The following is a 15,272-nucleotide window of genomic DNA, read 5'->3' as shown; positions in this document are numbered from 1 at the left end:
TCTCTATCTAACCCTACACTAACTTCTTAGCTTACCTTTTTTATCTAGTTTATGGATAGCTTTTAAGCTTTTCATTAAATATACATAAAGGCGCATTTTGGTGGAGTCTATCCCACTTTTTAGTATTGGAAATATCATTAAATTTTGAGTCATTAAAATTGATAGGGTTATTATCTAGAGGGTAGGCAATCGGTAACTCGCATTGGCCCAAATAGCTAAAACACGTGCAAGCCAAGCTGAATTGAAAAAGTAAACAATGTAAATTAAATGCCAATACGAATGATTATCACCTAAATTATGCCCCACATTTATTGGTGATGATTGTTTCTATGTTGCTTAAAAGCAAAGGTGTTCAAACTTGGGCTCGCCGCCTACATATCTATATTTCGATGGCTCTTCTCTTAGTTACGCTGTTTTTTGCAGTAACTGGTATTACCCTCAATCGCCCCGAATTGTTTGAACGCAGTGAACCTATCATTCAACAACATACTCTGACGGTTCCGCACTCAGTTCTATTCTCACATTCAGATACCTTTCAACCTAATCGTGAAGGGCTGGTGGCTTTCTTGACTAAAGAAACCGAGCTTCGCGGCACTCCCTCCGCACTAGATGTGTATACCGAAGTTGAGCAAGATGAGTTGTTACTCGGAGAGCTTTCTATGGATTTTAAAGGCCCGGGTTATAACGCTACGGTCTTTATTGATATGACTACTGGTGCAGCAGACGTCGAAACGACGCACTACGGTATTGTTGCGCTGCTGAACGATCTACATAAAGGACGCAACAGTGGTGGGATTTGGAAGTGGTTTATCGACGTCACTGCGCTTTTGATGGTGTTTTTTGTTCTTACAGGCGTGTGCTTGTTACTGCCTAAGAAGAAGACGCTCAGAACGTCAATGCAATGGATGAGCTTTGGTACGTTACTGTCGCTCGTAATTTATTTTGTTGCTGTTCCATAACAGCTTTTTTAGAGAACACTTATGTTGAACACAGGAAGATTTTTCCGCCGTAATCACTTTTGTAAAGCCGCTTTGATCGCGGCTTTTACTCCTTTCTCTCTTTCCGCGGCGCCTCTACCAGATAACGCGAAGGTCGACTTCGAACTCGAACTTCCAAAGATAGATACCTCAATGTATGCACGCCCTTATGTGGCGGTTTGGGTTGAAAACGATCAGCGTAAACCGGTTAAAACCATCCAGTTATGGGTAGGGAAAGACGAATGGTTAAAAGATCTACGCAGCTGGTGGAGAAAAGCGGGTCGTTATGATCGTGAACTTGTTGATGCGGTGACTTCTGCAACACGTCCTGCTGGTCAATACCGCTTTGTCTGGGATGGAACCAATGACGCAGGGGAGCGTTTGGAACAAGGAAATTACACGTTGTACGTCGAGGTCGTTCGTGAACACGGTGGGCGAAACTACTTACGTCAAAAAATAACGCTAGCGGACAGTGACGTGCGCTATGAGCTTAAACCAACACAAGAGACGGGTGTCATCACCGTCAATTATCAAGTTAAGTGATTAAAGGACACAACAATGAAAACCAAAATGAAAGCAGTGGCATTGGCGAGTGTAATGGCAATGGGATTGGCTGTAACCACCACCGCACAAGCACATCCACGTTGGGTTCTGCCCTCTCACTTTACGGTTTCTAAAGAAGGCGGTGACTGGCTGACATTTGATGTTACTGCCTCTCACGGAACGTTTGTTTTTGATAAGCCTGCGGGTAGTGATCAGGCATTTGTGGTGATGCCGGATGGCCGCTCTGAGCGTCCTAACTTTGTTGTTCGTGGCAAGCGTCGCTCTATGTTTGATTTCTTTTTTACAGAAGAAGGCACGCACAAAGTCGCGATTAATAATCAGCCGAGCTACTACACACAATACAAAGCGGGCCGTCGTGATACGGTGAAATGGGCGCGAGCAAACAAAGCTGAGCGTGGTGACGTGCTTCCTGAGCAAGCGCGTGATGTGGTTACTCAACTAAGTTACACCCGAGCAGAAAGCTACATTACGGTTGGTATGCCAACGGACAAAGCGTTGGAGATTGAAGGCAAAATGCTGGAGATGAAACCGATCACGCATCCATCGGACATCATTGAAGGTGAGCCTGTGACTTTCCAGTTTTTCTTTAACGGAGAGCCACAAGAGGGCGTTACTGCTGAGATTACACGTGAAGGTACCATGTACCGAAACCATCAAGAACAAATCGATGTGGTGAGCGATAAAGATGGCAAAGTGATCTTCACGCCAGAAGTCGCTGGGCGCTACTTAATGAAAGCGAACTACAAAGGTGAATTAAAAGATAATCCATTGGCGGATAAAGCGAGTGCCAATGTTCATCTTACGTTTGAAACTCAACTTAACTAATCGAATTAGGCTCAGCAATTGCTGGGCCATTTTGGAATTATCATGAATAACACTTCTCTTCTAAAAGCTGTTTTGCTTTTTTCTGGATTTGCGTCCTTTCACGCTGCTGCACATTTTCCTCTGATGAGCTGTCACTTGGCGCAAGATAAAGTGATTTGTGAAGCGGGCTACTCGGATGGATCGACAGCGGTCGACTACGATGTCGAAATGTACGATTACGACGACAATCTGATCGCCAAAGAAAAAACAGATAAGCGTTCCATCGCAGAATTTACTCACCCTGAAACAGATTTCTATTTGGTATTTGATGCCGGACATGAAAGCCCGGTGGAAGTGGATATCGTTGAGCTGAAAGAGAAATGAGTGTACAGAAAGTTCGCCCTGATGATGGTAACCGAGAAGGAAAGTGGGTCGCACTGACAATCGCAGCAATTCTCAGTTCAGCAGCCATACTTATGCCCTACCATCAGGTCGCGACTGAAAAGCCAGACATGCAGTCTCATCAAGTGTTAATCACGGATTTACATCAAAATGAGTTGGGGTTGATCGCTGAGCTTAAGCTCGCTCATGAAGAGATTCGTGATTTGCAGTTAGATACCGGAACTTGGCCTGAGATCTCTGATATGGAGGTGCTTTGGATTGCTCCGTTCGTGAAAGACCAAAACTGGAAGCGTAAAGGTTCTCATCAGTGGCAACGAATTGATGACGGTGTCTACATTGGCGTGAAGACCAGTGCCCAAGGCTCTGCTTCCATGCTGTTGGATAGCCGCAGTTCTCAAGCTGATATTTGGTTTAATGATTCTAGCCGTTCGTTAAATGTGGAGGGACTAAGCGATCTAGCTAAACGCCACGATTTCGGGTGGAAACAAATCGTTCTGTCAGACTCTTCCTCTCATTCTCACGCCCATTAAGACAACATAATTGATAAGTACTATGATCAAACGCTCTCTTTTACGTCGTATTCTTACAGCCACCGCGTTATTGACGGTGTCTTCTACTGGCTTTGCTGCCGATAAACTCAGTATTGGTATTACGCTTCAACCTTATTACAGCTATGTTAAAGCCGTTGTTGGTGAGAAGGCGGACATCGTTCCTTTGGTTGATGCTGGTTTTAATCCTCACAACTATTTGCCACAACCTAATGATCTTAAGCGCTTAAATGAAATGGACGTAATAGTGATCAATGGTATTGGTCATGACGATTTTGCACTGAAAGTGATCAAGGCTTCTCAGCGTGATGATCTCGTGGTTATCGAAGCGAACAAAGAAGTGCCTTTATTGCCCGCTATGGGGCAGTCTGTTGGTCAAGGAGCAGTGAACCCTCACACCTTTGTCGGTCTATCAACAACCATTCAAAAGGTTTACACCATCGCGAGTGAGCTAAGCCAACTGGACCCAGACAATGCTACGTTCTATCGCCAAAATGCTCGTAAATACGCGAAAACATTTCGCCTGATGAAGCGTGATGCAATGTTGTCTCTTGGTGAGTTGGACACGGCTGGTATGAAGGTGGCGACAACCCACAATGCTTACGGATATATCCTTCAGGAGTTTGGTGTTGACGTTGCCGCTGTCATTGAGCCTGCTCATGGTGTAGAACCAAGTGCAAGCCAGCTACAGGAAACGATAGAGAAAATTCGTGAATCGGGCATTGATGTTCTGTTTTATGAGCTCAATATGCCGAATCGCTTTGTTGATACCATCGAAGAGGCGACTGGGGTGCAGCTTTATCGCTTTTCTCACATGACTCACGGTGAGTATGAGGCTGATAAAGTCGAGGTTGAGATGCGAGATAATGTGGAAACACTAATCGAAGCCATGAAATTTGTGGCGAGTAAGCGAGCAGGGGAAAAGGCGTAATGACTGGACCTTCCGTTTCCTTAAGTAACGTGGGCCTAAAATACGCCGACAATATCATTTTGCAGAACATCAGCGCCGAATTCGAGAACGCGAAATGTCACGTGATTATGGGACCGAACGGCGGTGGTAAAACCTCTTTGCTTCGTTCGGTACTTGGACTCACGCCATTTTCGGGAAACATAGCGCTCAATTGGCCAGAACCATCAGCTGCATCGGGGAAGATAGGGTATGTGCCACAAAAAGCGATGTTTGAAGCAAGCCTCCCGTTAACCGTGATGGATTTTGTACTGCTTAACCAAACTCGTATCCCTCTATTTTGGCGACGTAAAACGAAACAAACTCAACATGCCCTGACCCAGCTGGATCGCGTGGGTATGGCAACGCGTAGCGACCGTCGTATGGGGCAACTCTCTGGCGGTGAGCAACAGCGTGTTTTGTTTGCGCAAGCTTTACTGGATGAGCCCAATTTATTGGTTTTAGACGAACCTACAACTGGCATGGATGAGCAAGGTGTTCGATATCTTGAAGGTTTGATTCATGAAGTCGTTGGAGAAGGCAAAACGGTACTGGCAGTACACCATGACGTGACCGCAGTGCGCCGTTTAGATGCGCAGGTCCATGTCGTAAATCGTCAAATTGTGGCGTCAGGGCACCATTCAGATGTGCTAAGTCCTGATCGTATAGAAACATTATTCAAGCACTACACAGCAAAAGTGGAGGCTGCATAATGGATTGGTTGCGAGAGTTAGCGGTTAGCGGCGTTGAAGCTGGATGGTTAAGCGATAGCTTTTCTTATGCTTTCATGGTGAACGCAATTGTAGCAGCGCTGATATTAGGACCATTACTTGGTGGTCTTGGGACATTAGTCATCGCCAAGCGACTGGCTTTTTTCTCTGAAGCGGTTGGGCACGCTGCGCTTACCGGAATCGCGATTGGTGTGTTGCTCGGTGAGCCGCCAGAGAATCCGATCATCGGATTGTTTAGCTTTTGTATGATTTTTGCGCTGTTGCTTCACTTTGTTCGTAATCGTACGAATGTACCTTACGACACACTGGTTGGGGTTTTTCTTGCACTAGCGTTAGCGGTTGGTGCTGCGCTGTTAATGTACGTTGCTCGCAAGATCAACATTCACATGTTGGAGAACGTGTTGTTTGGCTCGATCTTGACTGTGACGGACAACGATATCCTTATTTTAGCGATCAGTTGTTTGATCATATTACTGCTTCTTATTCCAACGTTTAACCGCATTTTGCTAACTTGTATCAGCCCGGATATTGCACGTGTACGCGGCTTTAATACCAGCTTTTATGATTACTTGTTTGTCATGATGATCACCTTGGTCACCATCGCCGCGGTAAAGATTATTGGCGCGGTATTGGTTGGTGCATTGCTACTGATTCCTGGTGCAACGGCTAGGTTATTGACTAAACGCATGGGCAGTTTTGTTCTCCTTTCTTCTTTATTGGCAACCATTGCGTGTTTAATAGGAACCATACTGCCGATGGAGCTTGAGCTACCAGTGCCATCAGGCGCATCCATCATCATTGTTTCTGCGGCATTTTTCCTAACAGCAACGGTTTACCGAATTATCCAAAAAGCGTAACCCTTTTTATAAAGTAATGAACATGAAGATAAAAAAATTAGCGATAACTTTTGGTTTGGTTATAGCGACAACACTTCCATCGTTGGCAAGCGCCAAAGACATTTTAACCAGCACTCCCGTCACGTACATGTTGTCTGAGCAACTCATGAAAGGTACAGGGATAGAGACTCAGTATCTGCCTCCAAAGCGTTACGGCGTTGAGCGTCTTGAGAACTGGTTCGCAAATAAAGGTACAGAGCAAGTTAAGCAAGCGGGTCAAGCCGCGACGGTTGCTATTACTCTTGGTGCGATTTGGAAACAAGACCCGACTTATGTTTACGCTCGACAGGGCAACATTCACTTGATTGAAATCGATGCATCGCAGGCCATTTCTCCTAGAGCTCAAGGAGTTGCAGTTCTGACATTGGAAAACGGGTCAACATCGAAGTACGCATGGCTGAACCCTACAAACTTAATCCGAATGGCGGGCATTGTTGGAGAGGATCTACAACGTGTATATCCTGAACACCAAAAGGCGATTCAAACGAATCAACAGGCTCTTATGCTAAATGTGCGTGAACTGATCAACCAACAACAGGCTGAGATCTTCGATAAAGGCATCGATTCAGTGGTGCTGATGAGTGAGTCATTAGAGGACTTTGCCTCTGGCAACCAATTGTTTGTGGTTGGGCGCGAATTTAAGCCGGAACTTGAGTGGACAGAAGAAGACAAATTATCTTTAAAAGCTCAGCTTGAACAAGATAAAACGCTATGGTTAGTGACGGATAAACGACCGTCGAAAACCTTGACATCGCTTATTAAACCGAGCCGCATACTGCAAATTGATGTTATTGACCGCTGGGGCAGTAACGGTATCAAAACTGAGAAGCCACTCGCACGTTGGGAGATGTGACACGTAAAAAGCCACAGATTTTATGATGGGGAATGAAAAGTTCCCTATTTTTTTGTGATTAAGTTCAAAATGTGAGCACTGATACCACTGGTTGCATAAGAAAGTGTTTGTTTCATTTCTATTTCATTACTACTTTGTTATGTGTTCGTTGCGATTGATTCGGATTTAATCTGTTTCTAAGCGAACCGGTACAAACAACTATACGGATGTTAACAATGAAAATGAAAACTCTAGCCGTTGCAGTGGCGGCACTAGCATGTGGTTCACAGGCCTTCGCAGCAGAAGTTTACAACAGCGATGGTACATCTTTATCGATCGGCGGTCACGTTTCAGTTGGCGTGGGTGAGTATTTCGAAGAAGAAGTAAAAGTTCACCAAGTGTCTCCACGTATCAATGTTGCGGGCAAGAAAGACATTGGCAACGGTATCACTATCGACGCTAAAGGCGAATGGGCACTTAACTACCTAAATGGTGGTAGCCAGTCGTTTTCAACTCGTTTGGGCTACATCGGCGCGACCCACCAGCAGTTTGGCCGTTTAGTGGGAGGTACACAGTGGTCTCCGTACTACGATGTCGCTGGCGTTGCGGATCTACCAATCGCGTTCGCGAACGACTTTTTGTACGACAATCACAACAATCTAGGTACTGGTCGTGCTGAAAAAATGATCAGCTACCGTAAAAGCTTTGAGTTTGGCGAAGGTTTTGCTTTCAACCTAGGTCTTGGTTGGCAAGGTGAAAATGATGATAGAGGCCTATCATTACAACAAAACCCTAACACAGGTCTTCCAGAATACGTTTCTAAAGGCAGCAAGTATGACCAACGTGGTCAAATCGCACTGAGCGGCTCTGTTGCGGGCTTTGGTCTAGGCTACGTATACAGCGGCGGTGATGTTGAGAATTCTGGTCTAGGTACTAAAACTGCTGAATCACACCTTGTTTCTGTAAATTACGGTGAGTATGGCTCTGGTCTGTACGCAGCTGTTGTATACGGCATGAACGAATACTTCTACGAGATGCGTGAAGAAACTACTCAGATTGAGGGCCTACTAGCGTACGGAGTCAACAATTGGACGTTCAGCGTTAACTACGAAGGTGTAGAAGACGACAAAGACAACAAGACAGTTTCAAGCGAAACTGCGCTACAAGCAGAGTACGCAGTAACTCCTGCATTCGTTACTTTCGCTGGTTACCAGTTTGACCTAGGTAACGACTACAACAATGAAGAGAACGACTACTGGACTCTAGGTGCTCGTTACTACTTCTAATAAATAGGCCAGTTTCTACTGCCTAAACACATTTATTGTGTTAACGCCTACTCGTTGTGAGTAGGCGTTTTTCTTTCTGCTTTCCTTTGGCTATAAGAGACGCTAGTCATTCTGTGCTTAGGTAACCCCACTCTTTGTTTAGAGAGTGCGTCTATAAAAAATGCCCGCAACTTGCGGGCATTTTTTGTTGTTAGAGATACAGTTCTATTAATACGCTTATTTTTTATCGAGTAAATCGAGGAAGAAGGCATACTCTAGCGCATCTTCTTTTAAGCGCTTAAATCGACCAGATGCGCCGCCGTGTCCGGCTTCCATATCGGTTTTGAACAACAAGACGTTATCGTCTGTCTTCATTTCACGAAGTTTGGCGACCCACTTCATTGGTTCAAAGTACTGTACTTGAGAGTCGTGCAAGCCAGTCGTTACCAACATGTTCGGGTAGTTTTGCGCCTTGATGTTGTCGTAAGGCGAGTAACTCAACATATAGTCATAGTATGTTTTGTTATTTGGGTTACCCCATTCATCATACTCATTGGTGGTCAATGGAATCGATTCATCGAGCATGGTGGTTACCACGTCCACAAACGGAACATGTGCACCGATACCGCGGTACAGTTCTGGTGCTTGGTTGATGATAGCCCCCATTAAGAGACCTCCTGCAGAGCCACCAACAGCGAAGACTTTATCTTTCGCGCCGTAGCCTTGTTCAACCAAACCTTTAGTCACATCAATAAAGTCGTTGAATGTGTTTTGCTTGGTTAGTTTTTTACCGTCTTCATACCAAGGGCGGCCAAGCATTTCAGATCCACGAATATGAGCAATGGCGTAAACAAAGCCGCGATCCAATAGACTCAAACGTGTCGAGCGGAAAGTTGGCTCAATGGTTGCGCCATAAGATCCATAACCATATTGGTAGAGTGGATTCGTACCATCTTTCTTAAATAAGTCTTTACGATACACCAAAGAAACGGGTACTTCTTTACCGTCACGGGCTGTGACCATGATGCGTTCTGATTGGTAATTGTCAGGATTAAAATCACCAAGTACAGGTGTTTGCTTCATGATTTCTGACCCGCCCGTTTTTAGATCGAAATCGTAGTAGGTTCCTGGAGTGGTTAAACTGCTGTAATAAATACGAACTTTCTCGTTATCCAGCTCTAGGTTACCTGTCAAATAGGCAGCAAACGCATCGTCATTAAATGTGAGGGGGAATTCTTTTCCTGTTGAAAGCTGACGTACAGTGACGCTTGCTAGGCCGTTAGAGCGCTGCTCATAGACGATGTGATCATCGAATAACTCGAAGTCGACAAGTTGAGTGTTGTCGTCTGCGGCAATCACATCTTGCCATTTAGAGCGGTCATGCATGTCATTTTGATGAACTTTCATCAAACGGAAGTTGACGGCTTGATAGTTAGTATAAATGTAATACCAATCGCCTAGCTTAGAAATACTGTATTCAATGCCATCTTCACGAGGATAGAACGGTTTCGCCTTTGCTTTAGGGTTGTTCGCATCAATGATAGAGACCCCACTGGTTTCTGTACTCGAATGCCAGATATAAATATCTTCGCCATCTTTGCTTTTGCTTAGTGAGGTGTAATAGGCGCTGTCGGTTTCCTCAAAAATCAGCTCATCGCTGCTTTGTGGTGTGCCCAATACATGACGATAAACTTGGTAGCCCAATAAGGTCTGTGGATCTTTTTTGATGTAGTAAAAGGCGTTGTTATCGTTCTGCCATGCGACAGCGCTTGAGGCCCCTTCGATTTCATCTTGTAGGTAATTGCCTGTTGTCAGGTCTTTGATCTTAAGGGTGTACACGCGGCGGCTTAATGTATCTTCGCCATACGCCAATAAGTTTTCATTCGGACTAACGTATAGGCCGCCGATACTGAAAAATTCATGTTCTTTTGCTAGTTCATTGACATCTAAAATGATTTGTTTGTCTTTGCCTGCAAAGTCTTTAGCTCGCAAATGGACTTCGTACTCGTTATCTCCGGTCACTTCACTGGAGTAGAAGTAGTTGCCTTTACGAACCGGTACTGAGTGGTCGTCTTTTGCGATGCGCCCTTTAATTTCTTCAAATAGCGTATCTTGAAGTGTTTCAGTGTGCTTTAGAACGGTTTCTGCGTACTGATTTTCTGTCTCTAGGTGCTGTAAAATTTCAGGGTCTTTACGTTCGTCGTCACGCATCCAGTAGTAGTTATCAACGCGGGTATCGCCATGAATAGTCATCGCGTGAGGGACTTTTTTCGCAACCGGAGCTTGAGTTTGTTGAGCAACGATCTGTGTTTGGGAGTATTGAGTCATGCTGGGGATTCCTTGATTGCTGCATCCGGCGACAAGCGCGACCGAGACGGCCAACGTAGTTAAAGTGAAACGCATCTGATTTTATCCTTATTGTACACCCAAGTGGCCTCATCCTGAGGGCTGGGCTTTCATTTTGTTAGTGGTTTTCAGTTGTCCATTCTTTGTTATGGGGTATACCGAAAAAGTGAGAATCCTCAATATTTCCGAGTTGGATACTCAATTTGAAGGGCGCTGAAAACACATTGTGTAAGCAGCTGTTATTTTTAACAAATATCAATTCGAAAGTTAAATCATTCTCATCGGGAAATCGATATAGTGTGATATGAAAAAAGGGACACACTTGTTGAGTGTGTCCCTTTTGGATTTTGAAAGTAAGCTGATAATGATCAGATAACTTGCGGTACTTCGTTTGAGTGATTGTGTGCTCGATTCACCCACATTAACCCAAGCATTGCAATTACCGACATTGCCATCATCAAAATGCCCAAAGGCATCTGGTTATGCGCTGGAAATAGTGACGCGAGCAAAGTTGCGACACCTGCCCCCAAGTTTTGCATGCCACCTAATGTCGCGCCTGCTGTTCCTGCATGGTATGGGAATGGCGCAATCGCTCCAGTTGTTGCTGCTGGGAAGAGAATACCCGCACCCAAAAAGTACACGGTTGCGCCTCCAACCAGCGTTAACGCCGTGGTCAAACCAAACAAGCCTGGGATGAGCACAATAGCAGAGCCCACAAAAATAGAGACCAAGCCTACGTTTAAAGCACGACGCTCAGAGCGACGTCTTGCGATGTAGCTAGATAAGCCCGCACCCACCAAGTAACCTGGGATCGGCAATATAAACAGCAAACTTACCGTTGTTGCAGGTAATTCTAATACCCCACCTAACAACACCCCAGCCGCTGCTTCGAATACACCCACACCAGCGAATGTTGCAACCAGGCAAATCAAAAAGCCTTGAAAGCGACGGTCAGACAAAACGTGTTTGTAGCTTTTGGCTACTGGTTCGAATTTGCGTTTCTCTTTTGGTAGCGTCTCCATCATGCTTGTCATCATGGTGATCACAACCGCGATAGCAAATAGCGCTAAGAACAAGTAGCTCGACCGCCATCCGAAAGCTTCTGTTAGGTAGCCGCCTAATACTGGTGCCATTAATGGTGAGAAAATCACACACATGCTAATTAAGCTGTTTGCTCTGTGTAGATCAGAGCCTTCAAAGCAATCGCGAGTCAGAGTGCGTGACATCGCACCGCCGCAGCCAATACCTAAGCCTTGGATAAAGCTACCAATCAAGAACCATTCAAATTGATGTGCAAATAATGCTACCAGTGTACCCGCGATGTAGATAAGCAGCCCGACGATGATGATCGGTTTGCGTCCCAAGCGGTCCGATAGTGTGCCATACGCAAATTGCGACAAGCCATATGGGATTAGGTAACAAGCCATCACAGCTTGAAGTGATGACGCAGATACCAAAAACTCGCCCGCCATATGACCGATTGAAGGCACGTACATTGTCTGGGTCATTTGACCCACGGCAGTCAATATAGCGATTAAAAAGGTAAGTTTCGCTAATGGAAACGAAGCAGACATTTGCGTATCTCTCCAAAAAGTTTAAGACGTAAAAACCCTTAGCGCTCTTTTACAGAGTGCCAACTGACTTCTTGTGTTGCGGGGGTGTTTGCGCGAGATAATAGTGCTTGCTTGTATAATTAGCAATCGAAAAGTGTGAAGTTGAGCAAGATAAAAATCTATGATTTCAATTAGAAAAACTAATCCGATTTTGTTTTCAAAAAGCGGTGCATTTCTTTGTCTAATTACGTTAAATCTTTTACTTTTCGTGAATAGAATGAGCCTTATAGGTAACTGGTTTTAATGGTTAAAGTGCAAAAATAAAGCGTCTGCTCGGTTGATCTGAGTTCAAGATGAAACGAGTGAATAAAAGGTAGAGGAAGGCATCAGAAAGAAAAGGGAGCCGAAGCTCCCTTAGAAATGATTATGTCTATTCGCGCTCAGATGCGTATGCGTAAAGCATTTCTAGTGCGATGGTTGCTCCCGCTAGTGCGGTAACATCACTGTGGTCGTATGGAGGCGATACTTCGACAACATCCATACCCACGATATTCATGCCGGCTAAACCACGAATAATTTTCAGCGCTTTGTCTGAGTTCAAGCCACCACAAACTGGTGTACCAGTTCCCGGTGCGAAGGCCGGGTCTAAGCAGTCGATGTCAAAAGTGACATATATTGGCTTGTCTGCGACGGTGCGACGAATTTCTTCTAGGATCTCGTTCACCGACATGTCATTCGCTTGCATCGCATTAATCACATTGAAGCCGTGATCTTGCTGTTTGTATTCCGTACGAATGCCGATTTGTATTGAGTTCTTCGCTGAGATCAAACCTTCTTTCGGCGCATGGTAGAACATCGTACCGTGGTCGTATGAACTGCCATTTGCATAGGTGTCCGTATGAGCATCAAAGTGAATCAACGCCATTTGGCCATGATGCTTCGCATAGGCACGCAGGATAGGTAGCGTAATGAAGTGGTCACCGCCCAATCCCAACATGGTTTTACCACTTTTTAGAATTTCACTGGTTGCCGCTTCAAGGCGGTAAGTAAAATCTTCCGCATCACCGCAATCGAACACGAGATCACCTGCGTCGATCACTTTCAGTTTATCCAATACGTTGAAGCTCCACGGGAACTTCTTACCTTCCCATGCCAAGTTGACTGAGGCACGGCGAATTGCATCTGGACCCATACGCGCACCTGGACGCCCAGATGTTGCCATGTCCAGAGGGACTCCCAACACCACAACGTCTGCGTCTGCCGATACCGGGTTACGAATGTACGGCAGACGTAAAAACGACATAGAGTTGGAGTAAAGCGAATAATCAGTTTTAGTAAACAAATCATTCATATCAGAAGTCCTCTAAATAGGTGTATCCTGCTAGACCTTGTTCTAGTTCTGCTAGGATTTGTGTTTGTTCATTGGCTTCAACTCGCTGTGAAACCAATTGTTTATAATTGTCACGAATCGCATCCACGTCGATATGAACGTAGCGCATCATGTCTTCTACACTATCACCTTCGTTGATGTAACTGATCTCAAATTGACCGTGTTCATCAACATTGACTACAGCACTGTGGGTATCACCAAATAGGTTGTGCATGTCACCAAGGATTTCTTGGTATGCGCCTACTAGGAAAAAGCCCATTAAGTACGGTTTGTCTTTGCTCCAAGCTGGTACAGGTAGCGTGCTCTCGATGCCTTGACCATCAACGTAGTGATCGATCGCGCCATCAGAGTCACATGTGATGTCCAACATCACTGCACGACGCTCTTCCGCCTCGCCCAGACCAGAAAGTGGCAGAACAGGGAACACCTGATCAATACCCCAAGCATCTGGTAGAGATTGGAAGAGAGAGAAGTTCACGAAGAACTTATCCGCAAGACGTTCGCTCAACTCGTCCAGAATCGGACGGTGGAAGCGATTCTTAGTGCTCATCTTGCGGCTTAATTCGAAGTAAATGCGCAGTGACAATTGTTCTGCCCACGCACGTTGTTCCAAGTTAAGCACGCCTGTAGCAAATTGAGAGTGCACTTCTGCCAAATCACTTTGGGTATCATTGTAAATCTCAATTAACGCACGAGCGTCTGTACCATCTTGTAAGTTTTCCCAGTTTCGCCACATGTTTTGTAGCAACAGCGGAGCGTCCTCATCAAGCTCATGTACTTCTTCCGGTAGGTACGACTCGGTACCAATTACGTTAGAAATCAATACAGCGTGGTGCGCTGTTAGCGAGCGACCCGATTCCGAAATGATCACTGGCATTGGTTGTTCGTATTGCAGACACACATCGCCCACAGTGTTGACGATATTACGTGCGTATTCTGCAAGTCCGTAGTTCATCGAATTCGATGATTGGCTGCGTGTGCCGTCATAATCCACTGCCAAGCCGCCGCCCACATCGAAGTACTCGATGTTTGCACCGAGTGCGCGTAGTTCGCAGTAGAAACGTGCAGACTCGTTCACACCATTGCGTACATCACGGATGTTTGCCATCTGTGAACCAAGGTGGAAGTGAACCAGTTGCATCGCGTCTAGGTTGCCTTCGCGTTTAAGACGTTCAATAACGCTAAGCACTTGCGATGCTGATAAACCAAACTTCGATTTTTCACCGCCACTTGCTTGCCATTTCCCTGCGCCTTGAGAGGCGAGGCGAATGCGTAAACCAAGGCGCGGTTTTACGCCCAAACTTTTCGCTTCTTCTAGTACCAGATCCAGCTCAGAAAGCTTCTCTAATACGATGAATACCTTGTGACCCAGCTTTTCACCGATCAGTGCAAGACGCACATACTCACGGTCTTTGTAGCCATTACACACGATCACGGAGCTACCTTGTTGAGCCAATGCAAGTACCGCCAACAATTCTGGCTTGCTACCCGCTTCAAGACCAAGCTGCTTGGTTTCTAGTTGAGCTTGGCTCGCTAGAATTTCATCCACCACTTCACGTTGTTGGTTTACTTTAATTGGGTACACCAACAAGTATTTGTTTGGATATTGGTATTCTTCAATTGCTTGGTTGAATGCGTGGCAAATACCATGCACACGTTGGTGCACGATTTGCGGGAAGCGTACTAATACAGGCAGATTTAACTGCTTCGCTTCTAGCTCATTTACAATAGCGCTGAAAGGGATTTGATGTGCACGATCACTACGTGGTGATACATATACTTCGCCTTGGTCATCAATGCCGTAGAAACCTTGGCTCCAGTAGTGAACGTTGTAGTCCGCGCGGATGCGGTCTAATTTAGTTGCTTTTTCCAACTCGATTCTCACAAAAATGTACTTAACTCCTTAATTAATTAGAAGGAAAAGTACAAAAAAGCAAATCATGAGGTATTTACCTCATACCCTGACACGAACTCCGTGTGCGCGCATTAACGGATAAAAGGGCCCTTGAGTCTAATGA

14 protein-coding genes are annotated in these 15,272 nt (G+C 45.3%); 10 read left to right on the top strand and 4 right to left on the bottom strand.

All coding sequences use genetic code 11. The annotated features are described in order from the left end of the window. The first annotated feature begins 329 nt into the window (after positions 1-329). The 10 genes from CAG68_RS10805 (at position 330) to CAG68_RS10760 (ending at position 7,986) form a co-directional block, all read left to right on the top strand. Entirely contained in the window at positions 330-959 is a 630-nt protein-coding gene (locus CAG68_RS10805; protein ID WP_161441132.1) for a PepSY-associated TM helix domain-containing protein, read from the top strand. A 21-nt stretch (positions 960-980) separates the two neighbouring features. Next, a complete protein-coding gene (locus tag CAG68_RS10800; RefSeq protein ID WP_017635538.1) occupies positions 981-1,520 on the top strand; it encodes a DUF2271 domain-containing protein in 540 nt (179 codons plus the stop codon). 15 nt (positions 1,521-1,535) lie between these two features. After that, on the top strand, positions 1,536-2,366 hold the full coding sequence (locus tag CAG68_RS10795; RefSeq protein ID WP_005374252.1) for a DUF4198 domain-containing protein: 831 nt from the start codon (positions 1,536-1,538) through the stop codon (positions 2,364-2,366). A 42-nt stretch (positions 2,367-2,408) separates the two neighbouring features. Further along, positions 2,409-2,729, top strand: coding sequence for a hypothetical protein (locus CAG68_RS10790; RefSeq protein ID WP_005374251.1), 321 nt, complete (start codon positions 2,409-2,411; stop codon positions 2,727-2,729). Beyond that, positions 2,726-3,277, top strand: a complete 552-nt coding sequence (locus tag CAG68_RS10785; RefSeq protein WP_005374250.1) for a DUF6162 family protein — start codon at positions 2,726-2,728, stop codon at positions 3,275-3,277. The genes CAG68_RS10790 and CAG68_RS10785 overlap by 4 nt, the downstream gene beginning before the upstream one ends. Positions 3,278-3,299: 22 nt before the next feature. Beyond that, complete coding sequence (locus CAG68_RS10780; RefSeq protein ID WP_005374249.1) at positions 3,300-4,226, top strand: metal ABC transporter solute-binding protein, Zn/Mn family; 927 nt, start codon at positions 3,300-3,302, stop codon at positions 4,224-4,226. Further along, positions 4,226-4,954, top strand: a complete 729-nt coding sequence (locus tag CAG68_RS10775) for a metal ABC transporter ATP-binding protein (RefSeq protein WP_064354476.1) — start codon at positions 4,226-4,228, stop codon at positions 4,952-4,954. The genes CAG68_RS10780 and CAG68_RS10775 overlap by 1 nt, the downstream gene beginning before the upstream one ends. After that, positions 4,954-5,829, top strand: a complete 876-nt coding sequence (locus tag CAG68_RS10770; RefSeq protein WP_005374244.1) for a metal ABC transporter permease — start codon at positions 4,954-4,956, stop codon at positions 5,827-5,829. Before CAG68_RS10775 ends, CAG68_RS10770 begins: the two co-directional genes overlap by 1 nt. 22 nt (positions 5,830-5,851) lie before the next feature. After that, a complete protein-coding gene (locus tag CAG68_RS10765; RefSeq protein ID WP_064354477.1) occupies positions 5,852-6,721 on the top strand; it encodes a metal ABC transporter solute-binding protein, Zn/Mn family in 870 nt (289 codons plus the stop codon). A gap of 215 nt (positions 6,722-6,936) precedes the next feature. Then, entirely contained in the window at positions 6,937-7,986 is a 1,050-nt protein-coding gene (locus CAG68_RS10760; RefSeq protein WP_005374238.1) for a porin, read from the top strand. A gap of 216 nt (positions 7,987-8,202) precedes the next feature. Here CAG68_RS10760 and CAG68_RS10755 read toward each other — a convergent pair whose 3' ends face one another. The 4 genes from CAG68_RS10755 to speA form a co-directional block, all read right to left on the bottom strand. Next, positions 8,203-10,368: a S9 family peptidase gene (locus tag CAG68_RS10755; RefSeq protein WP_161441131.1), complete on the bottom strand. Its 2,166-nt coding sequence runs from the start codon at positions 10,366-10,368 to the stop codon at positions 8,203-8,205. A 311-nt stretch (positions 10,369-10,679) separates the two neighbouring features. After that, a complete protein-coding gene (emrD, locus tag CAG68_RS10750; protein WP_005374234.1) occupies positions 10,680-11,885 on the bottom strand; it encodes a multidrug efflux MFS transporter EmrD in 1,206 nt (401 codons plus the stop codon). Between the two features lie 409 nt (positions 11,886-12,294). Continuing rightward, the gene (speB, locus tag CAG68_RS10745; RefSeq protein WP_053307121.1) at positions 12,295-13,215 is read right to left on the bottom strand and encodes an agmatinase; all 921 of its coding nucleotides are present in this window, start codon (positions 13,213-13,215) and stop codon (positions 12,295-12,297) included. A 1-nt stretch (position 13,216) separates the two neighbouring features. Continuing rightward, the gene (gene speA, locus CAG68_RS10740) at positions 13,217-15,127 is read right to left on the bottom strand and encodes an arginine decarboxylase (protein ID WP_161441133.1); all 1,911 of its coding nucleotides are present in this window, start codon (positions 15,125-15,127) and stop codon (positions 13,217-13,219) included. Positions 15,128-15,272 lie beyond the last annotated feature (145 nt).

The organism is Vibrio sp. V42_P2S4T144 (assembly GCF_009904715.1).
Classification (GTDB): Bacteria; Pseudomonadota; Gammaproteobacteria; order Enterobacterales; family Vibrionaceae; genus Vibrio; species Vibrio alginolyticus.
This window is presented reverse-complemented; position numbering and strand designations above follow the sequence as displayed.